The 25743-nt window shown below is 62.1% G+C and carries 20 protein-coding genes; 8 read left to right on the top strand and 12 right to left on the bottom strand.

Annotated elements, in window-relative coordinates; genetic code table 11:
* The first annotated feature begins 13 nt into the window (after nt 1–13).
* Both osmE and EXN22_RS04235 read left to right on the top strand, forming a co-directional pair.
* The gene (osmE, locus tag EXN22_RS04240) at nt 14–367 is read left to right on the top strand and encodes an osmotically-inducible lipoprotein OsmE (RefSeq protein WP_130262896.1); all 354 of its coding nucleotides are present in this window, start codon (nt 14–16) and stop codon (nt 365–367) included.
* Between the two features lie 90 nt (nt 368–457).
* The gene (locus EXN22_RS04235; RefSeq protein ID WP_130266750.1) at nt 458–988 is read left to right on the top strand and encodes a ferritin-like domain-containing protein; all 531 of its coding nucleotides are present in this window, start codon (nt 458–460) and stop codon (nt 986–988) included.
* A gap of 70 nt (nt 989–1058) precedes the next feature.
* Here EXN22_RS04235 and EXN22_RS04230 read toward each other — a convergent pair whose 3' ends face one another.
* Nucleotides 1059–3119: an AsmA family protein gene (locus tag EXN22_RS04230; RefSeq protein ID WP_130262895.1), complete on the bottom strand. Its 2061-nt coding sequence runs from the start codon at nt 3117–3119 to the stop codon at nt 1059–1061.
* Between the two features lie 342 nt (nt 3120–3461).
* Between EXN22_RS04230 and EXN22_RS04225 the strand changes: the two genes are divergently transcribed.
* The 3 genes from EXN22_RS04225 (at nt 3462) to EXN22_RS04215 (ending at nt 5785) form a co-directional block, all read left to right on the top strand.
* Nucleotides 3462–3824, top strand: coding sequence for a hypothetical protein (locus tag EXN22_RS04225; protein ID WP_130262894.1), 363 nt, complete (start codon nt 3462–3464; stop codon nt 3822–3824).
* A gap of 134 nt (nt 3825–3958) precedes the next feature.
* On the top strand, nt 3959–4588 hold the full coding sequence (gene fabR, locus EXN22_RS04220; RefSeq protein WP_130262893.1) for an HTH-type transcriptional repressor FabR: 630 nt from the start codon (nt 3959–3961) through the stop codon (nt 4586–4588).
* Nucleotides 4589–4684: 96 nt separating this feature from the next.
* Nucleotides 4685–5785 (top strand): AGE family epimerase/isomerase, encoded by a 1101-nt coding sequence (locus EXN22_RS04215; RefSeq protein ID WP_130262892.1) that lies wholly within the window; start codon nt 4685–4687, stop codon nt 5783–5785.
* Between the two features lie 47 nt (nt 5786–5832).
* On the opposite strand, the gene EXN22_RS04210 is transcribed toward EXN22_RS04215, so the two are convergent.
* The 6 genes from EXN22_RS04210 to EXN22_RS04185 form a co-directional block, all read right to left on the bottom strand.
* The gene (locus tag EXN22_RS04210; RefSeq protein ID WP_130262891.1) at nt 5833–6600 is read right to left on the bottom strand and encodes an SDR family oxidoreductase; all 768 of its coding nucleotides are present in this window, start codon (nt 6598–6600) and stop codon (nt 5833–5835) included.
* A 675-nt stretch (nt 6601–7275) separates the two neighbouring features.
* Complete coding sequence (locus EXN22_RS04205; protein ID WP_130262890.1) at nt 7276–7992, bottom strand: ABC transporter ATP-binding protein; 717 nt, start codon at nt 7990–7992, stop codon at nt 7276–7278.
* Nucleotides 7989–8864 carry an ABC transporter ATP-binding protein gene (locus tag EXN22_RS04200; protein WP_130262889.1) on the bottom strand — a complete coding sequence of 292 codons (876 nt, stop codon included), beginning with the start codon at nt 8862–8864 and terminating at the stop codon, nt 7989–7991. Before EXN22_RS04200 ends, EXN22_RS04205 begins: the two co-directional genes overlap by 4 nt.
* Complete coding sequence (gene livM / locus EXN22_RS04195) at nt 8861–10144, bottom strand: high-affinity branched-chain amino acid ABC transporter permease LivM (RefSeq protein WP_130262888.1); 1284 nt, start codon at nt 10142–10144, stop codon at nt 8861–8863. The genes EXN22_RS04200 and livM overlap by 4 nt, the downstream gene beginning before the upstream one ends.
* A gap of 2 nt (nt 10145–10146) precedes the next feature.
* A complete protein-coding gene (locus EXN22_RS04190) occupies nt 10147–11061 on the bottom strand; it encodes an ABC transporter permease subunit (protein ID WP_130262887.1) in 915 nt (304 codons plus the stop codon).
* Nucleotides 11062–11221: 160 nt separating this feature from the next.
* On the bottom strand, nt 11222–12358 hold the full coding sequence (locus tag EXN22_RS04185) for a branched-chain amino acid ABC transporter substrate-binding protein (RefSeq protein WP_130262886.1): 1137 nt from the start codon (nt 12356–12358) through the stop codon (nt 11222–11224).
* A 470-nt stretch (nt 12359–12828) separates the two neighbouring features.
* On the opposite strand from EXN22_RS04185, the gene pncB reads away from it, so the two are divergent.
* The gene (gene pncB / locus EXN22_RS04180) at nt 12829–14031 is read left to right on the top strand and encodes a nicotinate phosphoribosyltransferase (protein WP_130262885.1); all 1203 of its coding nucleotides are present in this window, start codon (nt 12829–12831) and stop codon (nt 14029–14031) included.
* Nucleotides 14032–14034: 3 nt separating this feature from the next.
* On the top strand, nt 14035–14862 hold the full coding sequence (nadE, locus tag EXN22_RS04175) for an ammonia-dependent NAD(+) synthetase (protein ID WP_130262884.1): 828 nt from the start codon (nt 14035–14037) through the stop codon (nt 14860–14862).
* Between the two features lie 73 nt (nt 14863–14935).
* On the opposite strand, the gene azu is transcribed toward nadE, so the two are convergent.
* Nucleotides 14936–15382, bottom strand: coding sequence for an azurin (gene azu, locus EXN22_RS04170; RefSeq protein ID WP_130262883.1), 447 nt, complete (start codon nt 15380–15382; stop codon nt 14936–14938).
* A gap of 363 nt (nt 15383–15745) precedes the next feature.
* On the opposite strand from azu, the gene EXN22_RS04165 reads away from it, so the two are divergent.
* Nucleotides 15746–16333: an LOG family protein gene (locus tag EXN22_RS04165; protein ID WP_130262882.1), complete on the top strand. Its 588-nt coding sequence runs from the start codon at nt 15746–15748 to the stop codon at nt 16331–16333.
* A 121-nt stretch (nt 16334–16454) separates the two neighbouring features.
* On the opposite strand, the gene EXN22_RS04160 is transcribed toward EXN22_RS04165, so the two are convergent.
* The 4 genes from EXN22_RS04160 to EXN22_RS04145 form a co-directional block, all read right to left on the bottom strand.
* Nucleotides 16455–17369, bottom strand: a complete 915-nt coding sequence (locus tag EXN22_RS04160; RefSeq protein WP_130262881.1) for a transglutaminase family protein — start codon at nt 17367–17369, stop codon at nt 16455–16457.
* Nucleotides 17369–19855, bottom strand: coding sequence for a circularly permuted type 2 ATP-grasp protein (locus EXN22_RS04155; protein WP_130262880.1), 2487 nt, complete (start codon nt 19853–19855; stop codon nt 17369–17371). The genes EXN22_RS04160 and EXN22_RS04155 overlap by 1 nt, the downstream gene beginning before the upstream one ends.
* 39 nt (nt 19856–19894) lie before the next feature.
* The gene (locus tag EXN22_RS04150; protein WP_130262879.1) at nt 19895–23179 is read right to left on the bottom strand and encodes a transglutaminase family protein; all 3285 of its coding nucleotides are present in this window, start codon (nt 23177–23179) and stop codon (nt 19895–19897) included.
* Nucleotides 23180–23381: 202 nt separating this feature from the next.
* Entirely contained in the window at nt 23382–25682 is a 2301-nt protein-coding gene (locus EXN22_RS04145) for a YgiQ family radical SAM protein (RefSeq protein WP_130262878.1), read from the bottom strand.
* Nucleotides 25683–25743 lie beyond the last annotated feature (61 nt).

Raw genomic sequence — 25743 nt, 5'->3', positions numbered from 1 at the left:
AAGGAGCTCAACCATGTACCAAAAGACCTTGGCCATTGTGCTGACCACCTTCACCCTCGCAGCTTGCGGCAGCCGCCCGGAAAACCCGGTGGACTACGTCACGTACCGTGAGCAACCGCTGGTCAAGCACGTCGAGAACGGCATGACCATGCAACGGGTGATCGCCATTGGCGGCAGCCCCTCGACCGTGATCGACCTGCCTCACGGCGGTACCTGCAACAACTACATCCTCAACCGCGAAGGCCAGCAGCAGGCTTACTACGTCCGCTTCGATGCCACCGGCCATGTCGACGCCAAAGGCTTCAAGACCTGTGCACAACGCCAGGCCGATGACGACGCCGTCGAGAAGGCCAAATCCCACGTGTAAAACTTTTTTGCCCGCAGGCCACTCACAGTTTAAGTAACCAGCGCGCCAACAGTGCGTGAATATCTCGCCGATTTCAGCCTGGAGATGATGATGAGCAACGTTGAACTGACTGATGTCAAAACCTTGCGTGAACGCGCCCGCCAGCATGTCGAGAAGGGCGCCGTGACTGAAGGCTACAGCGCCGACCGGAAAACGATCCTGCGCCTGCTCAACGAGTCGCTGGCTACCGAGTGGGTCTGCGCCCTTCGCTACAAACGCCACTACTACATGGCCAGCGGGATCAAGGCCAGTGTCGCGGCTGACGAGTTCCTCGAACACGCCACCCAGGAGCTGGAGCACGCCGATAAACTGGCCGAACGTATCGTCCAGCTGGGCGGCGAGCCGGACCTGAATCCGGACAACCTGAGCAAGAACTCCCATGCCCAGTACGTCGCGGGCAGCAACCTCAAGGAGATGGTCCTTGAAGACCTGGTCGCTGAGCGGATCGCCATCGACAGTTACCGCGAGATCATCCGCTACATCGGCGAGAGCGACCCGACCACCCGGCGCATCTTCGAAGACATCCTGGCCCAGGAAGAAGAGCACGCCGACGATATGGCGGATCTGCTCCAGGGGCTTTGAACCTGATCGCGGGGCAAGCCCGCTCCTACACCACCGAGTAGGAGCGGGCTTGCCCCGCGATTGCTTTTCCTCAACCCGCCTTCACCGCCCGCGGCGCCTTGCCGGTCTTCATTTGCTCCAGCAACGGCGTGCACTGATTCGGCACATCGCCACTGGGCGCGATCAGTGCCAGCAATCCGGCCGCCGGCCCCACTGCAACCCCCAGCGCGACCATGCCCACACCGCGCAACGCCAGTGGCAATGCCTGCACGCCAGCGCTGGGCTTGGCAAACGGCCCGCGCACATACAAGGGTGAACGCAACGAGATCAGGCGCACGCCCTTGGATTCGGGGTTGATCTTCAGGTCCAACTGCTCGCTGGCGAAGTTGGCCGTGCCGTCGATATAGATGATCGCGTTCTCGGTATCGAAGACAAACACCCGGGTACTGGCCAGGCCATCCTTGATACCAAAATCGGCCGCCGCGCAATTGATCTTCACGTCCTTGTCGCCAAACAGCTTGCCGACCACATAGTTGCCAACGTTGAGCCCGGCGATTTCCATCAACCCACGGCTGATCGCGCCATCGTTGATCAGCATCTTCAGGTCGCCATTGGCCGTGGCCAGCAAAGTCGCTACCGAGTTGCCACGCCCGCTCAGGTCGGCGTCGCCATTGAGCTCCCCGAAGCTGGTCTTCATCGGCTCGAAGGTCGGGAACAACTGCTTGAGCTTGAAGTTGCGCGCGCTCAATTGCGCTCGCCCCTGCAACGGCACACTACGGCCATCCAGGCGCACCTGGGCGTCGAGCTTGCCACCGGCAATGCCAAAGCGCAGCGGTTCCAGGCGCAGCACGCCATCGTCGAGAACAAAGTGGCTGGAGAGATCGGTAAACGGCAGTTCGGCACTGTGCACGATGCGCTTGCCGCTGAAGGTCACGTCGGCATCCATGCTCCGCCAGCGTTCGGTACGAAACGCCTCGACCGGCAACACCTTGCCCGTCGGTTGCTTGCTGGCACCGCCTCGGGCTTTCTGCTGGGCATTGGAATCGGCACCGATCAGCGGCGCCAGGTCCTTGAACAGCAACTGATTGGAGACCAGCTTGCCGGTCAGTTTCGGCCGCGGCTGACTGGCGACAAAGGCCAGCTCGCCATGGATATCGCTGTCACCGATCTTGCCGTTGAAGTCTTCATAGCGAAACAGCGCGCCGCCGGGCTCATGCAACTTGGCCGTGAGATGACCATCGGTGGCATAGGGCGGCGAGTCGGGCAACGTCACGCCGGTCAGCGGATACAAGTTTCCAAGGCTGGTACCGGAGAGTCGCAAGCGCAGGTCCAGCGCACCGAGATTGCGCGGATCAGTGAGGGTGCCAGCGACCGCGATACGGGTAGCGCCAATGGCCATCTCGGCCTGCAGCGGAAACGGTTGCGCCGCGTCCTGCAGCGCCAGCAGACCGCCGATCTTGCCGGTACCGGCCAGCGCCTGGCCTTTGTAGCGGCCCTTGACCTTGAGGCCGAAGGCATAATCCTGGGCGGCACCGGCCTTTTGCGCGGCCCCCTTGCCGACGATATCGCTGAACGGGATCGGCTTGCCCAGTGGGTCGATCAGCACGTCCAGTTGAGTCTTCAGGCTCTGGTCGTCGAGGCTGACCTGGCCTTTGTCGAAGCCGATAGCGCCGATATCCAGCACCCATTGCGAGGGTTCGGCCTGGTCATCCCTGGGCCCGAAGTCGAAGTTCCAGTTGGCACGGCCATCGGCCAGGCGCTTGAGGCTGGCGGTCGGCTGGTTGAGGTCGATACGCGGGATGACGATCTGCTGCACCAGCAGCGGCAGCGGCGCCAGGCGGAACTCGACACGCTTGAGGCCGACCATCTGCGGTTCCTTGAGCCAGTCCGGGTTGCCCAGGGTCAGGTCCTCGGCAATGAAATGCGGCCACGGCAGCCAGGCACGCCAACCACCCTGCTCCGGCTCACGCTGCCAGCGCACCGCCAGGTTGCCATTGATCGCAAAAGGCCGGTGCAGCGCTTCGGAGACCTTGGCGTTGAGGGTCGGCTTGATCCGGTTCCAGTCGAAGGTGGCGATGACGATCACCAGTACGCCCAGGACCAGCAGCAGGCTGGTCAGGGTCCAGGTGAAGATTTTGGCAGGGCGCGTCATTGCACGGTTCTCCGCAGGGCTGCAGGGCAAAAATCGGGGGGCGCTGATGGCATCTATCTCTTCGGACTGATGAAATCCCGAGGGGTTTAATCGATCAGCCATGATAACGAGATTTTTGCTGACCCTTCTCTCAACTTTTGTCGATCGTTACCCCCTTCGGCGGCGTCGGTAACAGCTTGCACACCATGGCCCATCAAGCGCTAAGCCGCTATCCAGAGCAGTCGCGGCAAAACATCAATTCCGTTGATTGTTACCATTATCTTTATGAACTTTTATCTGGCGTTTCCCGGCGTAGCATTGGCTCCGTACCCACTTTCCAGCCCCACCGAGGAGCACCGAACCATGAAACGCCAATTACTGCTTAGCCTGTCCCTGTCCATCCTGGCTGCCAACGCTTTTGCCGTACCCGCTGCCGAACAGGCCCTGACCGCCGAATCGCGCTCGAGCTCGAGTTCGACGGTAATCTCGCAACCGCTCAATCCACTGGCCGAAGGTGGCTCGGATCGGCTGCTGGAGCGTAACAATCGTGTCGCCGAAGGCGGTGCCGATCGCCTGAACGACCGAGTCAAAGTGGCCGAGGGTGGTTCTGATCGCGTGAAACAGTATTTCAAAGTAGCCGAAGGTGGTTCTGACCGTCTGAATGCACGCTTCCAAGTCGCAGAAGGTGGATCTGATCGTCTGATCGAAAACCAGCGCGCGAGCTGAAGCCTATGCCAGACAACAACAGACACCAGCGCTGTAGCAGCTCCCCTCCCAGCCCGGTCCATTGACCGGGCTTTGTTTTTCTGGCGCCAGGCTATTAGAGTGCAGGGCTGTTTCATTGCCTGCCGATACTTGCCATGCTGCCGCGCGCCGAACAAAAGCAACAGACCCGCCAAGCCCTGCTGGATGCCGCCCGCCACCTGATGGAAAGCGGTCGAGGCTTCGGCAGCATCAGCCTGCGCGAAGTGGCGAAAACCGCAGGCATCGTCCCCACCGGCTTTTACCGGCACTTCGTCGACATGGACGAACTGGGCCTGGTCCTGGTCAATGAAGTCGGCGAAACCTTCCGCCAGACCATCCGCCTGGTGCGCCAGAACGAATTCGAGCTCGGTGGCATCACCGATGCCTCGGTACGGATCTTTCTCGACGTGGTCGCGGCCAACCGCGCCCAGTTTCTGTTCCTCGCCCGCGAGCAGTACGGCGGCTCGCAGCCGGTACGCCAGGCCATCGGCGACTTGCGCCAGGGCATCAGCTCGGACCTGGCCACCGACCTTGCGCGCATGCCGCGCTGGCAGCACCTGGACGCCGCGGCCCTGGCGGTGATGGCCGACCTGGTGGTGAAAACCGTGTTCGCCACCCTGCCGGAGCTGATCGACGAACCGAGCGCCAATGCCGCCGAATCGATCAGCGCCCAAGAGAAGATCACCCAGCAACTGCGCTTCATCTTTGTCGGCGCCAAGCACTGGCAGGGGCTCAGTACCCTGTAGACCGTGTGCTGTGCTGGCCGCTTCGCCGCGCCCACAAACTCCCTGCCGTTTCCTGCTACCATTGCGCGCAAACGCACCGACCGCGACGATTTTTCCATGCCCGACCTTCGTACCGCCCCGTCTGAACTGCTCGCCAAGGTCCAGGCGCATTTTGACCTGCGCATTGTGCCGCTGTGGCAAGGCCCGGGCTGGAATGCAGACATGGCCCTGCCCTTCGAAGCCCTCGATCCGCAGCAACGGCCACTGCCGGTGCAGCGCTACCGGGCCATGGCCTGCGCGCGCCAGTTGTATCTGTTCAGCAGCCGTATCGAACAACCTGGTGCTCGCGAGCGTGCTGCGGCGCTGTTTCGCTCGTTGCAGCGGCACTTCCATGATGCCGAGCACGGTGGCTGGTTCTACAGCATCGATGCCCAGGGCAAGCCGCTGGACCGGCGCAAGGACCTCTATACCCACGCCTTTATCGTCTTCGCCTGCGCGCATTACTGGGGCAAGGTTCGCGAGCAACTGGTCGAATCGACCCTCAACGCCGCGCTGGCAGTGATTGCCGAGCAATTCGCCCGTGATGATGGCCTGTACGAGGCGAGCCTTGGCGAAGACTGGTCGGACCTTGCCAGTGGCCCGCTGCAGAACCCGCTGATGCACCTGGCCGAAGCCTTCCTCGCCACCTTGTCGGTGCGTGACGATGAGGCCGTCGCGCAGGCGTTGGTAGCCCTGTCCGCGGCCATGCAGGCGCATTTCATCGACCCAGAACACGCAGTGATGCTGGAGAAACCGCTCGGGGCTGTGGATAACTGGTTCGAACCAGGGCACCAGTTCGAGTGGTTCTACTTGCTGGAGTCATCGCCGCTGCTACGCGGTGGCGAGTTGCATCGGTCGCTCAGCCGGGCATTCACCTACGCCGAGCAATGCGGGGTGAAGGACACCGCAGTGCTGGCCATGCTCAGCGCCGATGGCCAGGTGCGCGACGCCACCCAGCGCATCTGGGCCCAGGCCGAGTACCTGCGCGCCCTGACCTTGCGCCCGAACAGTGACGCCAAGGTACTGGCCCAGCTCCAGGCGCTGCAGCAGAACTTCCTGCATGCCGATGGCTGGTATGAGTGTCGGGATGCCAGTGGCAAGGTCAGCCGCGAAGATATGCCGTCGACCACGCCTTACCATTTGGCGACTTGTCTGAAAGGGTTGCAGCGTCAGCGCTGATGCTATCGCGGGGCATTGTGGGAGCGGGCTTGCCCCGCGATAGGCCCTCAAGCCTTACCAGATCGATCAATCGAAAAACCAGCCCACGCCTGGCTCACCGGCATCAGCTCAAGGCTGTTGATGTTGATGTGCGCCGGCTGGTTCATGATCCAGAAGATGGTCTCGGCAATATCCTGCGGCTGAATCGGCTCGGCGCCAGCATAGGTCGCGTCGTATCGCGCCTGGTCACCACCGAAGCGCACCAGCGAGAACTCGCTCTCGCACAGGCCCGGCTCGATGTTGCTGACCCGCACGCCAGTGCCCTGCAGGTCGCAGCGCAGGCTCAACGAGAACTGCCCTACAAATGCCTTGGTGCCACCGTACACATGGCTGCCCGGATACGGATAATTACCCGCTACCGAGCCGACGTTGAGAATGGTCGCGCCACGGCCATGGGCGATCAGCCGTGGCAGCAGCAGGCGGGTGCTGTACATCAGGCCCTTGATGTTGGTGTCGACCATGGTTTCCCAGTCATCCAGGTCGCACTTGGGCGCCGGATCTGCGCCCAGGGCCAGGCCTGCGTTGTTGATCAGCCCGCGCAGCTTGGCGAACGCCGGTGGCAGGTTGGCGATGGCCGCCTCCATGGCCTTGCGGTCACGCACATCGAGCACCAGGCCGTGCACTTGGGTTTGCTTGGACAGCTCGGTGCACAGCGCTTCCAGGCGCTCCTGACGGCGACCGGTGAGTACCAGCGACCAGCCGGCTTCAGCAAAACGACGGGCGCAGGCTTCGCCGAAGCCGGACGTTGCACCAGTGATGAATACGGTAGAGGTCATGCAGGTCTCCTTGATAAGGCTGATCACAGGGTTCGCAGCATGCCCGCCGTCGCGTTCGGCAGCAAGCCATTCAGGATACTGTACAAAAAACGATCAAATCTGTGAAACCCCTGATATACAAGGCCTGCAGCAAGCTTTACTCATCTTATCCACAAGCCCTTCCACAAAATCCGGGGGCAACTCGAAACCCCTGCAAGCCATGTAGTTCGGGCCTTGCGCAAGTATTTTGCTTGACCTTCGGCACAGCGCTTGACCTCGACCTGCGGACAAGGAGGTACGGAGATGTTTTCCGTGATGGCTCCAGGCCTGTAATTGCGCCGTCTACACCGATCCGTCCAAGGCTTGCCCACAGAGTTATCCACAGGCTTTTCAGGTCCTTTTAGTGTCTTTTGCGCTAGAGACAAAGCACTTGACAAAGTCTGCTGGAAAACCCTGGAAAACTTCTGATCAAAAAACAACCACACGCCTAAAGACCTTGTAAATAAAGGCCTGCAGCAAGATGCACCCAAGTTACCCACAGTCGCTTCCACACCAATGGTGGACAACTCAAGGGTCGGGAAAACAGCCAGTTACAGCGACTTTCTGTCGCGCCGCAGAGAAAGTTGCCGCAAGGTTTTCCACAAAACGCTGGACAAAAAAATGCCCCGTCACACGGGGCATTTTTCCAGCGAAAGATCAGTGCCCGCCCAGATAAGCGTTGCGCACCTCCTCATTGACCAACAGCTCCTGGCCAGTACCGGTCAGGCGAATATGACCGTTGACCATCACATAGGCGCGGTCCGAGAGCTTCAGCGCGTGGTTGGCGTTCTGCTCAACCAGGAAGATGGTCATGCCGGTCTGCGCCAGCTCACGCAAGGTGGCGAAGATCTGCTTGACCACGATCGGCGCCAGGCCCAGCGACGGCTCATCGAGCAGCAACAACTTGGGCCGGCTCATCAGCGCCCGGGCAATGGCGAGCATTTGCTGCTCGCCGCCAGACATGGTCATGGCGCGCTGGTTGCGCCGCTCCTTGAGCCGCGGGAACAGTTCGAACATGCGCTGCATGTCCTCGTTGGCAAACTTGTCGCCAATCGGGATGGTACCCATCATCAGGTTCTCTTCCACCGACATGTCGGGGAACACCCGCCGGCCTTCCGGCGACTGGGCTATACCGTTGGAGGCAATGTAGTGCGAAGACTTGTGGGTAATGTCGGTGCCACGGTAGATGATCTGCCCCGCGGCGGCCCGCGGTTGGCCGAAGATCGACATCAGCAGGGTCGACTTGCCGGCACCGTTGGAGCCAATCAGGCTCACCGTTTCACCTTCGTCAATGTGTAGGGAGACTTTTTTCAGGGCCTGGATCGGCCCGTAAAACACGTCGATCTCTTTGAGTTCGAGGATCGGTGCACTCATACCAGTTCCTCTTCATCGGCGCCCAGATAAGCGGCAATCACCGTCGGGTTGTGACGGATGTCCTGCGGTGCGCCTTCGGCGATCACGTTACCGTGGTCAAGCACCACGATATGGTCGGAGATGCTCATGACCATACCCATGTCGTGCTCGATCAGCACCACCGTCAGGTCGTGCTCGTCGCGCAGCACACGGATCATCTTGCTCAGCGCTTCGGTTTCTTGCGGATTGAGGCCAGCCGCCGGTTCGTCCAGGCAGATGATCTGCGGTCGCGTGCACATGGCCCGGGCAATCTCCAGGCGTCGTTGCTGGCCGTACGACAGTTCACCGGCCAGGCGGTTGGCGCAGTCGACCAGGTCAACCACCTCCAGCCAGTAGAAGGCGTGGTCCAGGGCATCGCTTTCAGCCTTGCGGTAGCCCTTGGTGTTGAGCACGCCGGCCAGCAGATTGCGGTTGACCCACATGTGCTGGGCCACCAGCAGGTTCTCGACCACCGACATTTCCCGGAACAGGCGAATGTTCTGGAAGGTCCGCGCCAGGCCGGCGCGGTTGACCAGGTGAGTACCGCCAAACATCTTGTAATGCAGGCGGTTGATAAAGCGCTTGGGCGAGACGAAGTCACCGAACCGGAAACGCTCACCCAGCAGCTGGATAACGTTGGTTCGGGTGCCGCGCATGTTCAACTCGATCTTGCCGCCACTGGCCTTGTAGAAGCCGGTCAGGCAGTTGAACACCGTGGTCTTGCCGGCACCGTTGGGGCCGATCAGGGCGAAAATGGAGTTGCGTTTGACCTTCAGGCTGACATCGCTGAGCGCCTTGATCCCGCCAAACTGCATCATCAGGTTGTCGACCGAGAGAATCACCTCATCGCTCATGGCGCTACTCCTTTACGCGGAACTACACCGGTACGGCTGATACGAATAAGGCCGCGCGGCCTCCAGATCATCATCAACACCATCAGCACGCCGAACAGCAGCACCCGGTATTCGGAAAAACTGCGCAACAACTCCGGCGCCACGGTCAACACGAACGCGGCAATCACCACACCGACGGTGGAGCCCATGCCGCCGAGCACGACGATGGCAAGGATCAGCGCCGACTCGAAGAAGGTGAACGAGGACGGGTTGACGAAACCCTGGTAGCTGGCGAAGAACACCCCGGCAAGGCCGGCGGTGGAGGCGCCAAGGGTGAAGGCCGAGAGTTTTACCAGTACATGGTTAAGGCCCATGGAGCGGCAGGCGATCTCGTCTTCGCGCAGGGCTTCCCAGGCGCGGCCAACCGGCATGCGGGTCAGCCGGTGCTTGATGTACAGCACGGCCAGCACTACCAGGAACAGCACGATGTAGATGAACAGGAACTTCAGGTTGGGGTTGTAATCGATGCCGAAGAACTCATGGAACGGCACGCCACCGTCCTTGGCCCGGCGACCGAACTCCAGGCCCATGAAGGTTGGCGAAGGCACCGGCATGCCGTTGGGGCCACCGGTGAACGACAACCAGTTGTTCAGTATCAGCCGGATGATCTCACCAAAGCCCAGGGTGACGATGGCCAGGTAGTCGCCATGCATCCGCAGCACCGGGAAGCCCAATATGCACCCGGCTAAAGCCGCCGCGATGGCGGCCAGCGGCAGCACGGTCCAGAAACCCAGGCCCAGGTACTGATAACCCAGCGCCAGGCCATAGGCGCCAATGGCGTAGAAGGCTACGTACCCCAGGTCAAGCAAACCGGCCAGGCCGACCACAATATTCAGGCCCAGGCCCAACAGCACGTAGATCAGCCCGAGGATGACCACCGTCAGCAGGTATTTGTTGGCGAAGAACGGGAAGACGATGGCGATCACGATCAGTGCCGGGATGATCCAGCGCAGCCGCGACTTGTAGTCCGGCGCCAGCACATGCACACCGGAGCCACTGCCCTCGAAACCCTGCAGGATCGACTGCCCCTTGGGCGTCTGCAAGAACAGGCTGAGCAGGAAACGCCCGGCCATCACTCCGGCCACCAGCCAGGCAACACGTGTGGGTTCGAGGTTGAAGCTGTAGCCGTCTAGCACTACGCCGACGATGGGGCCGAAGACGATCAGGGAAATCAGCCCGGCGAGAATCGCATCGATCAGGCTGCGCTTGATATCGAATGAAGTAGATTTGGCAGCAGACATACTTACACCTTCGCCACGAGTGGGCGACCCAGCAGGCCTTGGGGACGGAAGATCAGGATCAGCACCAGCAGCGAGAAACTGAACACGTCTTTGTAGTCGGAATTGATCAGCCCGGAGAACAACGACTCGGAAATGCCGAGGATGATCCCGCCAAGCATCGCGCCCGGTAATGAGCCGATGCCACCGAGGACTGCGGCGGTGAAGGCCTTGATACCAATGATGAAGCCGGCATAGAAGTCGAAGGTGCCGTAGTTCATGGTGATCAGCACGCCGGCCAGGGCCGCCATCACTGCACCGATCACAAACACATAGGAGATTACCCGGTCGGTGTTGATACCGAGGATCGAAGCCATCTTGCGATCCTGCTGGGTGGCCCGGCACATGCGCCCCAGTTTGGTGAACTTGATGATGTAGGTCAGCGCGGCCATGCCGACGAAGGCTGCCACCAGGATGAAGATCTTGGTGTAGGTCAGCTGGACGAAGCCGGTGCCCACTTCCATGCGCCAGGCGCCTTCGAGCAGGGTCGGAACGCCTTGCTGGCGTGCGCCCTGGCTGATCTGTGCGTAGTTCTGCAGGATCAGCGAAATGCCGATGGCGCTAATCAAGGGGGCCAGGCGGGTGGAGTTACGCAGGGGTTTGTAGGCGATGCGTTCGATGGTCCAGCCGTAGACACCGGTGACCACCACCGTGAAGATCAGCGTCCCGAGCATCAGCAAGGGGAAGGATTCGATACCGAAATACGCCAGCAATGCCAGGCTGATTGCCGCCAGATACGCGGAAATCATATACACCTCGCCGTGCGCGAAGTTGATCATGCCGATGATGCCATAGACCATTGTGTAGCCGATGGCGATCAAGCCATAGACCGACCCGAGGGTCAGACCGTTGACCAGTTGCTGCAGGAAAATACCATCCATAACGCAATCTCACGTATTTGAGATTGCACAAGCGCCGACTACGGTGAGCCCCGGATGAAGCGGCCCTCGCAGCGCAGGGTTGTGCAGATCTACGAGAAAAGACAGGTACGGCGCAAAACCGGGTAGCGACCCGGGCACAAGCCCAGGTCGCCTACCGTTGTTATTTTTGTTTTTCCAGTTGGTGATACTTGCCGTCCTTGTCCCACTGGTAGACCACATAGTCGGAGACCGTCAGGTCGCCCTTGCTGTCCCACTTCTTCTCACCCATCACGGTTTGCACCGGATTGGCCTTGAGCCATTTGGCCGCGTCTTCACCCTTGTTCGACTTGGCACCATTGAAGGCTGCGGCCAGGGCCTGAACCGAGGCATAGGCGTACAGGGTGTAGCCTTCAGGTTCGGTGCCGCCTTTGCGGAATTCTTCCACCACCGCCTTGCTGTCAGGCAGCAGGCGCGGGTCGGCGCCGAAGGTCATGTACACACCATCGACGTACTGCGCGCCACCGGCGGTGGTCACCAGCTCGTCGGTGACGATGCCGTCATCGGACATGAACTTGACGTCTTTCAGACCGTTCTCACGCAGTTGACGGACCAGCGGGCCAGCTTCCGGGTGCAGGCCACCGAAATAGACCACGTCGGCACCGGCAGCACGGATCTTGGTGACCACCGCGCTGAAATCCTTCTCGCCACGGGTCAGGCCTTCATACAGCACCGGCGTCACGCCACGTTTGGTCAGTTGCGCCTTGGTGGCATCCGCCAGGCCCTGGCCGTAGGTGTCTTTGTCGTGCAGCACCACGACCTTCTTGCCCTTGAGCACATCGACGATGTAGTCGCCGGCGACGATGCCCTGCTGGTCATCACGCCCGCACATGCGGAACATGGCGCTCAGGCCACGCTCGGTAACCTGGGGGTTGGTCGAACCTGGAGTGATGGCGATGACACCCGCTTCGTCGTACACCTCCGACGCCGGGATGGTATTGGATGAGCAGAAGTGCCCGACCACTCCGATTACCTTGTCCTGGTCGACCAGGCGGTTGGCCACGGCCACGGCCTGCTTGGGCTCGCAGGCATCGTCACCCTTGACCAGCACGATCTTCTCGCCATTGACCCCGCCCGCAGCGTTGACCTTGTCAGCCGCTGCCTGTGCACCTTTCATGTACTGCTCGCCAAACGCTGCGTTGGCACCGGTCATCGGGCCCGCTACGCCGATCTTGATGTCGGCCTGAACATACGAAGAAACGCCCAGCGCCGTAGCCACGGCGAGGGCCAGAAAGCCTTTCTTGTAAAACGTCTGCGACATGAGGTGGTGCTCCTGGAGTTTTTTTTGGTTGGCACTACAACTTTCAGCAATTGCTCTGAGCAAGGGCCGTGCCAGTGGTTTTTTATTCTGGAAAAACTCGTGAACAAGTTGCACAGCGCGAATTCGTGGCCTTTTTTTACGGGTCGTGCAACCGTCTGCCTCACGGCAAGCGCCACTCGATTCCGCAAAAAAGAGCAACCATGAAGTGCCATCATTGCAACCCTGGGTTGTGGTTACGTGCAACCAGCCTGTAACAGGATGCGTAACCGAACTGCACATCCTTGGTGCGCGACTGCTACAGCGGGCACAACTACAGGCTAGCCGCTGAGCGCTAAAAGCGCCGCTACCTGTAGCCTGCTACCGAATTACCCCGGCCCCGGCCTGCCCTGATCAAGGCAAAGGCTGGCACAATGCGCAGGTCTGTGCGCCGTCGCTGGCGGTGATGGCGCGCGCCCCCTTTGGAGCCCCCTATGAGCGAGAGTGCATTTGCCGATCGCATCGTGCAGAACCTGCTCGACACCGATTTCTACAAGCTGACCATGATGCAGGCCGTGCTGCACAACTACCCCAACGTCGACGTTGAATGGGAGTTTCGCTGCCGCAATGGTGAAGACCTGCGCCCATACCTGGCGCAGATCCGCGAGCAGATCGAGCAGTTGTGCGAACTGAGCCTGGGTAACGGCCAGCTGGGCTTCCTGGAACAGATCAGCTTCATGAAACCGGACTTCCTGCGCTTTCTCGGGCTGTTCCGCTTCAACCTGCGCTACCTGCAACTGGGAGTCGAGAACGACCAGCTGTACCTGCGCCTGCGCGGGCCCTGGCTACACGTGATCCTGTTTGAAGTGCCTTTGCTTGCGATCATCAGCGAAGTGCGCAACCGCCATCGCCATCCCCAGGCCAAACTCAGCGATGCCCGCGACCAGCTGTACCGCAAGTTCGACTGGCTCAAGGCCAATGCCAGCAGCGAGGAACTGGCCGAATTGCAGGTCGCCGATTTCGGTACTCGTCGGCGCTTCTCCTACAAGGTTCAGGAAGAAGTGGTGCGGGTACTCAAGGACGACTTCCCGGCGCGCTTCGTCGGTACCAGCAACGTACACCTGGCGCGGAAACTGGATATCAAACCCCTGGGGACCATGGCCCATGAATGGATCATGGCCCACCAGCAACTGGGGCCGCGGCTGATCGACAGCCAGATCGCCGCGCTCGACTGCTGGGTCCGCGAATACCGTGGGTTGCTTGGCATCGCGCTGACCGATTGCATCACCATGGATGCCTTCCTGAACGATTTCGACCTGTACTTCGCCAAGCTGTTCGACGGCCTGCGCCATGACTCGGGCGATCCGGTGCAGTGGGCGGAAAAGGCCATCGCCCACTACCGCAAGCTGGGGATCGATCCGATGACCAAGACCCTGGTGTTCTCCGACGGCCTGAACCTGACCAAGTCGCTGGAGATCTTCCGTGCCCTGCGCGGGCGGATCAACGTCAGTTTCGGCATTGGCACCAACCTCACCTGCGACCTGCCTGGGGTGGCGCCGATGAGCATCGTGCTTAAAATGACCGACTGCAACGGCCAGCCCGTCGCCAAGATTTCCGATGAGGCGGCCAAGACCCAATGCCGCGACGAGAACTTCGTCGCCTACCTGCGCCACGTCTTCAAAGTGTCCAAGGAGTAATTCATGCAAGCTGTCCAGCGAGAGATTGCCCAAGCGCTCAAGGTCCAGCCGCCGTTCACCGACAGCGCCGCGCTCGAAGCCGAAGTGACCCGGCGCGTGGCCTTCATCAAGACCTGCCTGAGCAACGCACGGCTCAAGACCCTGGTGTTGGGCATCAGTGGCGGCGTCGATTCGCTGACCGCAGCGCTGATGGCGCAACGGGCGGTCAATGAGCTGCGCAACGAGACCGGTGACGAGCAGTACCGCTTCATTGCCGTGCGCCTGCCCTATCAGGTGCAGCACGACGAGCACGACGCCCAGGCTTGCCTGGAGGTGATCAAGGCCGATGAGGTACACACTGTCGACATCGCCCCGGCCGTGCGCGCCCTGGCGGGCGAGGTCAAGGCTCTGGAGAATGGCTCGCCGGCGCTGGTCGACTTCGTCGTCGGCAACACCAAGGCGCGCATGCGCATGGTCGCCCAATACACCATCGCCGGCGCCCGCCAGGGCCTGGTGATCGGCACTGATCACGCCGCTGAAGCGGTGATGGGCTTCTTTACCAAGTTTGGTGATGGTTCCTGCGACCTGGCGCCGCTCAGTGGCCTGGTGAAGAACCAGGTACGGGCTATCGCGCGCAGCTTTGGTGCGCCGGAGTCACTGGTGGAGAAGGTCCCGACCGCAGACCTGGAAGACCTGGCACCCGGCAAGCCGGACGAAGCGTCCCACGGCGTAACCTATGCGCAGATCGATGCGTTCCTGCATGGCGAGCCGGTGAGCCAGGAAGCCTTCGACATCATCAGCGCCACCTACCGCAAGACCCAGCACAAGCGCGAGATGCCGTTCGCGCCTTGAAAGCATCGCGGGGCAAGCCCGCTCCCACAAAGTCTGTGGGAGCGGGCTTGCCCCGCGATAGGGTTGCCCGGAATTACTTCAGGGTAACAGTGCCTTTCATCATCGAGATGTGGCCAGGGAACGAGCAGAAGAAGCCATACTTCTCGTCCGCCTTGAGCTTGGACACGTCGAAGGTCACCGAATCAGTTTCCTTGGCGCCAATGATCTTGGTGTGGGCGATCACGCGCTCGTCGCCGTCTTTCACATAATTTTTGTCGATGCCGGCAGTCAGACCGTCGGTGGCGATCGGCTGCATGTCAGCTTCTTTGCTGATGACCAGGTTGTGGCCCATGACGTTCTTGGGCAACGAACCGGAGTGGGTCAGTTCGACAGTGAAGGTCTTGCAGCTCTTGTCGATTTCGATGGCCTTGGTGTTGAAGGACATCTGGTCGGTGGAGTCGATCGTCGCCTTGCACTCAGCGGCAAATACCTGAGCGCTGGCGAGGGTCAGCAAGGATACTGCGACAACTTTGGCAAACATCGTGAATCTCCATGGCAGGGTTTTATCAGTTTGCAGACTGCCTGAAACCGCAAGGCCGGCCCATGATGTGGGTCAAGCGCTGGCCGAAGAGCCAGGCAGTGAATTTGTTCTATGGATTGTATACAGGAAATCTAAGTGCCCATCATGCACCTTTGGGCGAGGATGAGACAACCTCTCATTCAGGAGTCAATGACTATGTCCTTGGGTAGCATGATCAACAGTTTGCTGGCGGCTTATGCCTGCGGCGCGGCGGGTGCTTCGTGCGAGTTCGCGCGCCCGCAGTGACCAGGCGGCCGGCATTATGAACTTGGAAGCGCGGGCCGTGCGCCTTACTCTGTGTGCGCTTGTAACCGGAGAGAAGCAATGCCCGTACGTTCCATTTGTGTGTTCTGTGGCGCCAGCAGCGGCGTCAACCCGGCCTATCGCGAAGCGGCCATCCACCTTGGCCGGAGCATCGCCGAGCGCGGCCTGACCCTGGTCTATGGCGGTGGCGCCGTGGGCCTGATGGGTATCGTTGCCGATGCGGCCATGGCTGCCGGTGGCGAAGTGATCGGTATCATTCCTGAAGCCCTGAAGAATGCCGAAATCGGCCACACCGGCCTGACCCGCCTGGAAGTGGTCGACGGCATGCACGCGCGCAAGGCGCGCATGGCTGAACTGAGTGACGCCTTCGTCGCCCTCCCGGGTGGCCTGGGGACCCTGGAAGAGCTGTTCGAAGTCTGGACCTGGGGGCAACTGGGCTACCACGCAAAGCCGCTGGGCCTGCTCGATGTCAACGGCTTCTACAGCAAGCTGGGCAGCTTTCTCGACCATGTGGTGGCAGAAGGCTTCGTGCGCCCGCAACACCGCGCCATGCTACAGCTGGCCGATTCGCCCGCCCAGCTGCTCGACGCCATGGACAGCTTCGAGGCCCCGGTACTGCCCAAGTGGGTCGACAAGCAGCCTGACTGACCTGCAACTGCGCAGATCCTGTGGGAGCGGGCCTCGCCCCGCGATCGAGCGCGCAGCGCTCGCAATCCAGGCAACCCTTGATGTACTGGCTGTATCGGCCTCATCGCGGGGCAAGCCGCTCCTACAAGAGCGGTGTGGTAGCAGCCTCATCCAGCGGCGTCACGGTGACCTGCACCTGCGGGTCATGGCTGCCGCCACCGAGGATCACCCCGCGCAATGGCGACACATCGCAAAAGTCCCGGCCCCAGGCCAGGGTAATGTGTTCCAGCGCCGGGCGCAGGTTGTTGGTGGGGTCAAAGTCGATCCAGCCCTGCCCCGGGCAGAACACCGATACCCAGGCATGCGAGGCATCGGCGCCGATCAACCGCGGCTGGCCGGGTGGTGGCCGGGTCAACAGGTAACCACTGACATAGCGCGCCGCCAGGCCACGCGAACGCAGGCAGGCGAGCATCAGGTGGGCGAAGTCCTGGCACACGCCACGGCGGCGCTCCAGCACCTCCACCAGCGGCGTGGCGACCTGAGTCGCATCAGCGTCGAAGGTGAATTCGCCGAAGATTTTCTCCATCAACCCCTGCACGCCTTCGAGCAGTGGCCGTCCGGGTTCGAAACAGGCGTCGCTGAACGCCACGAAGCGCTGCTTGAGCCGCACATACGGCGACTCGAATCGAAAACGGCATGCTTGCAGGTGCTCGCTCGTCAGCGGCTGACCACCATAGGTCAAGGCATCGCGCACCCGCTCCCAGGCGGGCGAGGCGGTAAAGTCCGGCACGGCCCGCTGCAGTACGTCGACCTGCAAGCGCGCCACCACTCGCAACTGTTCATGCGGGCGTTCGAAGGCCAGGCGGGTCAGCGGGTTGCCAAACACATCCCACTCGTCACGACGCTGGCTGGGCGCGGGACTGACCTGCAGGTCCTGGGCCTCGCAGCGTTGCCACGCGCAGGGCCGTGGCCACAGGTGCGCCAACTGCTGGGCCAGGGAAACCGGGCTGTCGTAGCGGTAATGGGTGTCGTGAATGATCTGGTAACGGGCACTCATCACAGCGATACCGTCTGTTGGCTGACATCATCGACGTGAGCGAAATGGCGCAGCACCAGCCGCTCGGAAAGCTCGCCACTGGCCAGGGCGACCGCTTGCAGCAGGTCGGCAAGCCCGGACAGCACGGCCTGGACACTGGCGCTGCCGAACAAAGGGTCTTCCAGGCTGCGCAAGTCGAACAGACGCAACTGCTCGGCCAGCAGGGCCAGGGCCGGATCGCGAGGGCTGTCGAACTCCTCGCTCAAACGCTGGTTGGCACGCACCAGCAACTTGAGCTGGAACAGCACGGCATGGGGATTCTGTTCGTCGAGCAAGAGCAGGTCGAGCACCGGGATCAATTGCGCGACGGCCAGGTAGCGCGAACGGTAGGTGATACTGCTGTTGCCCAGTTCCAGCAACCACTCGAGCCCCGCCTGGTCGTACACCGCCGGCCCGCGCAGAAACGCCGCCAGGCTGCTGCACAGTGACTGCAGACGCTCGATGCGCCGGCCAATCATCAAGAAGCGCCAACCCTCGTCGCGGGTCATGTCGTCCAGGGCAAAACCGGACAGCGCCGCCAGCGACATCACCAGGCGGTTGAGAAAATCCACCCGCTCGCCAAAATCCGCTTCGGCGTCTTCCAGGCTCTGCGCTTCGCGTTGCAGCTCAAGCAACGCCTGCCAGTTTTCCCGCGAGAGCTTGCCGCGCACTTGCGAAGCCGCCCACTGCAGGCGCTGCAGATTGGCGCGCAGGCTGAAGGCCCAGTCGGCATCGTCCAGTGCTACCTGCAGGCGCTCGGGCAAGTCGCCTTCCTCCGGCAGCAGCGACAGTTCATCGGCCAACTCCACCGCGGCCTGCAAGGCCAGCGGGTCATCGCCATCAAGGTAGCGGGTGAGGATGATCCGCAGCAGCCTCGCACTGGTGTCGCAACGCTCGCAGTAGCGTCCGAACCAGAACAGGTTCTCCACCACCCGCGATGGCAGGTATGGGTCCTGGCGAATCAGATCGGCCACGCCGATGCTGCGCTGGGCCCGCCATTGCTCGCCCTGTGCCGCTGTTTCACCGAGCACCCAGGTGTCCTTGCTGGCTCCACCGCACTGCATCGACACCACTTCGGCATCGGCCTGGGCCGCGACCCGGGTCAAGCCACCGGGCAAGATACGATAGCCCTCAGCCGACGCCACGGCATACACCCGCATACCGATGGGGCGCGCCTGCAACTGGCCGTGCTCGGCCTGCCATACCGGTGCCAGGGATAGCTGCGCCAGTTCCTGGGCCACGTAGGCATAGGGTCGCGCCTGTATACGCGCAGCCAACGCCTGACGCTGGGCCGGGTCGAGATCACGGCCCAATACCGGGCTGAAACTCTGCGAGGGGAATGCCGGCTTGATCAGCAATTTGGGCAACTGCTCCAGCGCCCGGGCCATCACCGGTGGCTCACCGCACCACCAGGTGGCGATGGACGGCAGGCTCAATTCTTCAGCGAACAAGCGCTGGTTGATCGCCGGTAAAAAGCCCAGCAGGCCCGGCGACTCCAGCACCCCACTGCCCAGCGCGTTGGCCACCAGGACCCGGCCCTGGCGTACGGCATCGAGCAGGCCGGGCACACCCAGGGCCGAGTCCGTGCGCAGCTCCAGCGGGTCGCAGAAATCATCATCCAGACGACGCATGATCGCGTGTACCCGGCGCAGGCCGCTCAAAGTCTTGAGGTAGACGGTGGCATCGCGCACGGTCAGGTCGCTGCCCTCGACCAATGGATAACCCAGCTGTCGGGCTAGGTACAGGTGTTCGAAATAGCTTTCGTTGAAACGCCCTGGGGTCAGCAACACCACCAGCGGTGCGTCTTTGTCGCTGGGCGCCAGACGCGCCAGGGTTTGCTGCAAGGTGCGGAAGAAACCGGTCAGGTGCTGCACCTGCAGATCACGGTACAACTCAGGCAGAGCCCGCGAGACGATGGTGCGGTTCTCCAGCGCGTAGCCGGCGCCCGACGGTGCCTGGGTGCGATCGGCTGTGACCCACCAGCGGCCGTCTGGCGCGCGGGCAAGATCCACTGCGTAGACATGCAGGTAGGTCCCTTCGGGCGGGGCAATACCCTGGCAGGGCCAAAGGAAATTGTTATGGCCATAGACCAGCTCGGCCGGCAGCAGGCCCTCACTGATCAGTTGCTGCGGCCCGTAGATGTCGGCCAGCAGCGCATTGAGCAGGCGCGCGCGCTGTGCAACCCCGGCCGCCAGTTGCTGCCATTGCGCAGCGGGCAGCACATGGGGCAACAGGTCCAGCTCCCAGGGCCGGTCGGCGCCCTTGGGGTCGGCGTAGATGTTGTAAGTCACACCGTTCTCGCGCAACTGGCGGGTCAACGAAGCCTGGCGCTGGGCCAATTGCGCCGCCCCGCTGCGCTGCAGGTAGGCGCACAACGGTTGCCAGTGCTCGCGCACAGCCCCCTGGCCTGCGAGCATCTCGTGATAGGTCCCCGCACTGAGCGGGTAAGCATCAAACAGGGCAGGCATGGCAATGCTCGAAGGCCACAGGTCAGTTCAGAGTAGCGCTCAGTCGCGACGCAAATCCAGGGTAAAGGGCAGTTCCGGATTCACCTGCGGCACTGGAATCTGTAGCACACCCGGGCTGTGCCCGAGGCGGAAGAAGCGCGCCTGTCGCCGGCTCTGGGCCTCATTGGCATTAACCGGCAGAGTCTCGTAATTGCGCCCACCCGGATGCGCCACATGGTACTGGCAACCGCCCAGCGAACGGCCCATCCAGGTGTCGAGCAGGTCGAACACCAACGGCGCCTGCACCGCGATGGTCGGCTGCAAGCAATTGGCTGGCTGCCAGGCGCGATAGCGCACGGCGGCGACGAACTCACCGACCCGACCGGTGGGTTGCAAGGGAAGCGCCCGACCATTGCAGGTCAGTTGGTAGCGTTCCGGCGGCAGACCGCTGACCTTGACCTGCAGGCGCTCCAGCGACGAATCGACATAGCGCACGCTGGCACCGCCACTGCCCTCCTCGCCCAGGACATGCCAGGGTTCCAGGGCCTGGCGCAGCTCCAGCTCGATACCATTGACGGCATAGTCACCGACCTTGGGAAAGCGAAACTCCAGGTGTGCGGCAAACCACTCGGCGCGCAACGGGTAGCCTGCGGCCTTGAGTTCGATCAGCACATCGGCAAAGTCCTGCTCGATAAAGTGCGGCAGCATGAAACGGTCGTGCAGCTCGGTGCCCCAGCGGGTCAGGCGCTTGGGTGCATAGGGCTCACGCCAGAACCGCGCAACCAGGGCGCGCAGCAGCAGTTGCTGGACCAGGCTCATGCGCGCATGGGGCGGCATCTCGAAGGCGCGCAACTCCAGCAACCCCAGGCGTCCGGCCGGACCGTCGGGTGAGTACAGCTTGTCGATGCAGAACTCGGCGCGGTGGGTATTGCCGGTGACGTCGATCAGCAGGTTGCGCAGCAGCCGGTCGACCAGCCACGGCGGGCACTCCTCGTCAGGTGCGGGCATCTGGGCGAAGGCGATCTCCAGTTCATAGAGCGCGTCGTTACGTGCTTCATCCACCCGTGGCGCCTGGGACGTCGGGCCGATGAACAGGCCGGAAAACAGGTAAGACAACGATGGGTGGTTATGCCAGTAGCTGATCAGGCTGCGCAGCAGGTCCGGGCGGCGCAGAAAGGGTGAGTCGGCCGGCATCGCACCGCCGAGGACAAAATGATTGCCACCGCCGGTGCCGGTGTGACGGCCGTCGATCATGAACTTTTCGCAGCTCAAGCGCGTCAGGCGCGCCTGTTCGTAAAGAAATTCGGTGCGTTCCACCAGTTCATCCCAACTGGCCGAAGGCTGCACGTTGACCTCGATGACGCCCGGGTCGGGAGTGACCTTGAAATTGGCCAAACGCGGGTCGGACGGCGGCTCATAACCTTCGAGGATAACCGGGCAATGCAGCTCGGCCGCAGTCGCCTCGATCACCGCGACCAGTTCAAGGTAGTCTTGCAGCCGCGACAACGGCGGCATGAACAGGTACAAGCGGCCCTCGCGTGGCTCGGCGCACAGTGCAGTACGGGTCAGCCAGTGCGCCGAGGCATCGATCACGGGGGCCGCACGTTCCTGCTCATCGACCGCATGCCCGGCACTGGCGTTGAGCAACTCATCACGGCCAGGCAAGTCGCCGAGTGCCTGATTGGGATCGGCAGGATGCACATAGGGGTATTCAGCGGCCTTGACCCAGGGCTGCGCCGCCAGCGGCAAGCGATAGCCCAGCGGCGAGTCGCCGGGCGCCAGGCGGCAATGCTCGTCACGCAGGTACCAGCGCCCACTCTGCCAGCGTTGTTCATCGGCGCTGCGGGCCAGCGGCAGCACCTGGCCAATGACCTTGTCCAGGCCCTGGCTGAATACCTTGCGCAGCCTTGCACGCTCCATCTCATCGTTCAGGCGCGCATCGTCGGGGCGCACATTGGACGGCAGGCCGCCCTCGCGCCACAGGTAATACAGCGCGTCTTCATAAGCGGCGAAGACATAGCGCGGCGCCAGCTTCAGCCGTTCGGCGACACTGGCCAGGAAGCGCCCGGCCATATCGCTGTCGGCGCCAAGGTCCTCCCGTTCATCGGCCAGCAACGCCGGATTGCTCCACAGCGGTACTGCGTCGCGCCGCCAGAAGCAGTTGAGCGACCAGCGCGGCAACTGCTCGCCCGGGTACCACTTGCCCTGGCCGAAGTGCACCAGGCCTTGGGGCGCGTAATGTTTATACAGACGCTGGAACAGTTCACCCGCCAGACGCCGCTTGTTCGCCCCCAAGGCGGCGGTGTTCCATTCGGCGCCCTCTGGGTCGTCGATGGCCACGAAGGTCGGCTCGCCGCCCATGGTCAGGCGTACATCCGCAGCGTTCAGGTCGCGATCGACCTGGCGCCCGAGGGCGACGATGGCCTGCCACTGCTCATCACTGTAGGGCAGTGTCACCCGTGGCGACTCCCACACACGCTCGACCCGCATTTCATGTTGCAGGGTGCTTGCGCAGGGCTCGACCAGACCGCTGATGGGCGACGCCGACGTCGGGTCAGGGCTACACGCCAAAGGGATATGACCTTCACCGGCAAACAGACCAGAGGTGGCATCCAGGCCAATCCAGCCGGCCCCAGGCAGGTACACCTCGCACCAGGCATGCAGGTCGGTGAAGTCCTCTTCGGTACCGGACGGGCCGTCCAGCGCCTTGATGTCGGTAGCCAACTGGATCAGATAGCCGGAGACAAACCGCGCCGCCAGGCCCAAATGACGCAACAGTTGTACCAGCAGCCAGGCCGAGTCGCGGCAGGAGCCCGAGCCCAGTTCCAGGGTCTGTTCCGGGGTTTGCACGCCAGGTTCGAGACGGATCAGGTAACTGACGTCTTCGCTCAGGCGCTGGTTGAGGGCAACCAGGAAGTCAACGCTGGCTTGCGGCTTGCGCTCGATGCGGTGCAAGTAGCTGGCGAACTTCGGCGTCAACGGCAGCTGTTCCAGGTAAGGCATCAGCTCATGCCGTTCGTCGCGGCCATAACTGAAGGGAATCTGCTCGGCGTAGGGTTCGAGGAAGAAGTCGAACGGGTTGAACACGGCCATCTCGGCGACCAGGTCGACTTCCACGCGCAGGCTGTCGGCTTTCTCTGGGAACACCAGACGCGCCAGGTAATTGCCCTGCGGGTCCTGCTGCCAATTGATGAAGTGTCCGGCCGGCTGCACCTTCAGCCCGTAGGAGAGGATCCGCGTGCGGCTGTGGGCAGCCGGGCGCAGGCGCACGATTTGCGGGCCCAGTTCAACCGCACGGTCGTAGCGGTACTCGGTGACATGGTGCAAGGCGACATGAATCGACACGGCGGGCCTCCTGCGAGCCTGGGCGGTAGCGGAACCGCGCAAGACTTGTGCCATGGGCCCAGGCCTGCGATTCCCTGCATGCAGCCTGCACAGTCGCAGCAAAAGCGCACCGTAGCGAGGCCGCCGTGCAAGCCTTGCACAGATTTGAGGCTTTGCCAGCGACGCTAACAAAAACGCCAGCCCGAAGGCTGGCGTTTCAGTGTTAGCGCGGCACCGCCGGCGGGCGTACGGGCTTTTTGCCCTTGCCGCCCTTGGCTGCTTCCTTACGTTCCTTGGCTGCCTGCTGGTTGCGGGCAAACGCCGCAGCCTTGGCCTGTTCGCGCTTGTCCCAGGGCTTGGCGCCGTCGCTGGCGCGTGGCGGCAAGCCGGTGTGCTGGGTCAGAATCTTCTGCTCCTTGGCCACCTTGTGGCTGCCGGCTGGCGTCGAGTTCTTGCGCCGGGCGCTCTGGTAACTGTCAGTCGCAGGCTGGTGCAGCGGAATCAACTGGTGCTTGCCCGGGCCGATCAAGTCGGCACGGCCCATGCGTTCCAGGGCTTCACGCAGCATCGGCCAGCCTTTGGGATCGTGGTAGCGCAAGAAAGCTTTGTGCAGGCGGCGCTGCGCCTCGCTCTTGACGATGGTGACCGGGTCGCTCTTGTAGGTGACCTTGCGCAGCGGGTTCTTGCCCGAGTGGTACATGGCCGTGGCCGAGGCCATTGGCGACGGGTAGAAGGCCTGCACCTGGTCGGCACGAAAACCGTTGCCCTTGAGCCACAGGGCCAGGTTCATCATGTCTTCGTCGGTAGTGCCCGGGTGCGCGGCGATGAAGTACGGGATCAGGTACTGCTCCTTGCCCGCCTCTTTCGAGTACTTCTCGAACATGCGCTTGAAGCGGTCATAGCTGCCGATGCCCGGCTTCATCATCTGATTAAGCGGGCCTTCCTCGGTGTGCTCCGGGGCGATTTTCAAGTAGCCGCCGACGTGGTGGGTCACCAGTTCCTTGACGTATTCAGGCGACTCTACCGCCAGGTCGTAACGCAAGCCCGAGGCGATGAGGATCTTCTTCACCCCCGGCAGGTCACGGGCGCTGCGGTACAGCTTGATCAGCGCCGAGTGGTCGGTATTGAGGTTCGGGCAGATGCCGGGGAACACGCACGATGGCTTGCGGCACGCCGATTCGATCTCGGGGCTTTTGCAGGCGATTCGGTACATGTTCGCGGTCGGCCCGCCAAGGTCGGAGATGACCCCGGTAAAACCGGGCACCTTGTCGCGAATTTCTTCGATTTCGCGAATGATCGACTCATGCGAACGGTTCTGGATGATGCGCCCTTCGTGCTCGGTGATCGAGCAGAAGGTGCAGCCGCCGAAGCAGCCGCGCATGATGTTCACCGAGAAGCGGATCATGTCGTAGGCTGGGATTTTCTCTTTGCCGTACGCCGGGTGCGGGATGCGCGCATAGGGCATGCCGAACACGTAGTCCATTTCTTCAGTGGTCATCGGAATGGGTGGCGCGTTGAACCAGACGTCTACTTCGCCATGCTTTTGCACCAGGGCGCGGGCGTTGCCCGGGTTGGTCTCCAGGTGCAGCACGCGGTTGGCATGAGCGTAGAGCACCGGGTCGTTGCGGACCTTCTCGAACGACGGCAGGCGGATGACCGTCTTGTCGCGGGTCATGCGCGGGCTGGCAAGGATCTGCACGACCTTGGCTTCGTTCGGGTCTTCGACCTCGCCCTTCTCCTGCTCGATGGCGCAGGCCTGGGTGTCCTGGGTGTTGACGTACGGGTTGATGATCTTGTCGACCTTGCCCGGACGGTCGATACGGGTCGAGTCGACCTCATACCAGCCTTGCGGCGTGTCACGGCGCACGAACGCGGTACCGCGAATGTCGGTAATGGTCTCGATCGACTCGCCGAACGAAAGGCGCTGGGCCACCTCGACAATGGCCCGCTCGGCGTTGCCGTACAGCAGGATGTCGGCGCAGGCGTCGATCAGGATCGAATGACGGACCTTGTCCTGCCAATAGTCGTAGTGCGCGATTCGGCGCAGGGACGCTTCAATGCCGCCGAGGACGATCGGCACATGCTTGTAGGCTTCCTTGCAGCGCTGGCTGTAGACCAGGCTGGCGCGGTCCGGACGCTTGCCGGCCAGACCGCCCGGGGTGTAGGCGTCGTCGGAGCGGATCTTCTTGTCGGCGGTGTAGCGGTTGATCATCGAGTCCATGTTGCCGGCGGCGACACCGAAGAACAGGTTCGGCTCGCCGAGCTTCATGAAGTCGTCCTTGGACTGCCAGTTCGGCTGGGCAATGATGCCCACGCGGAAGCCCTGGGCCTCCAGCAGCCGGCCGATAATCGCCATGCCGAACGACGGATGGTCGACGTAGGCATCACCGGTCACGATGATGATGTCGCAGGAATCCCAGCCGAGCTGATCCATCTCCTCCCTGCTCATTGGCAGGAACGGTGCTGGCCCGAAGCATTCGGCCCAGTACTTGGGATAGTCGAAAAGTGGTTTGGCTGCTTGCATGTCAGTGACCGGTAGCTAATCGATGAAAAATCGCGGGCGCGGAATATAGCACAAAAATTGA

Source organism: Pseudomonas tructae, assembly GCF_004214895.1.
Lineage (GTDB): Bacteria > Pseudomonadota > Gammaproteobacteria > Pseudomonadales > Pseudomonadaceae > Aquipseudomonas > Aquipseudomonas tructae.
The sequence above is the reverse complement of the archived record's forward strand: the minus strand, read 5'-3'. Positions and strand labels throughout refer to the sequence as shown.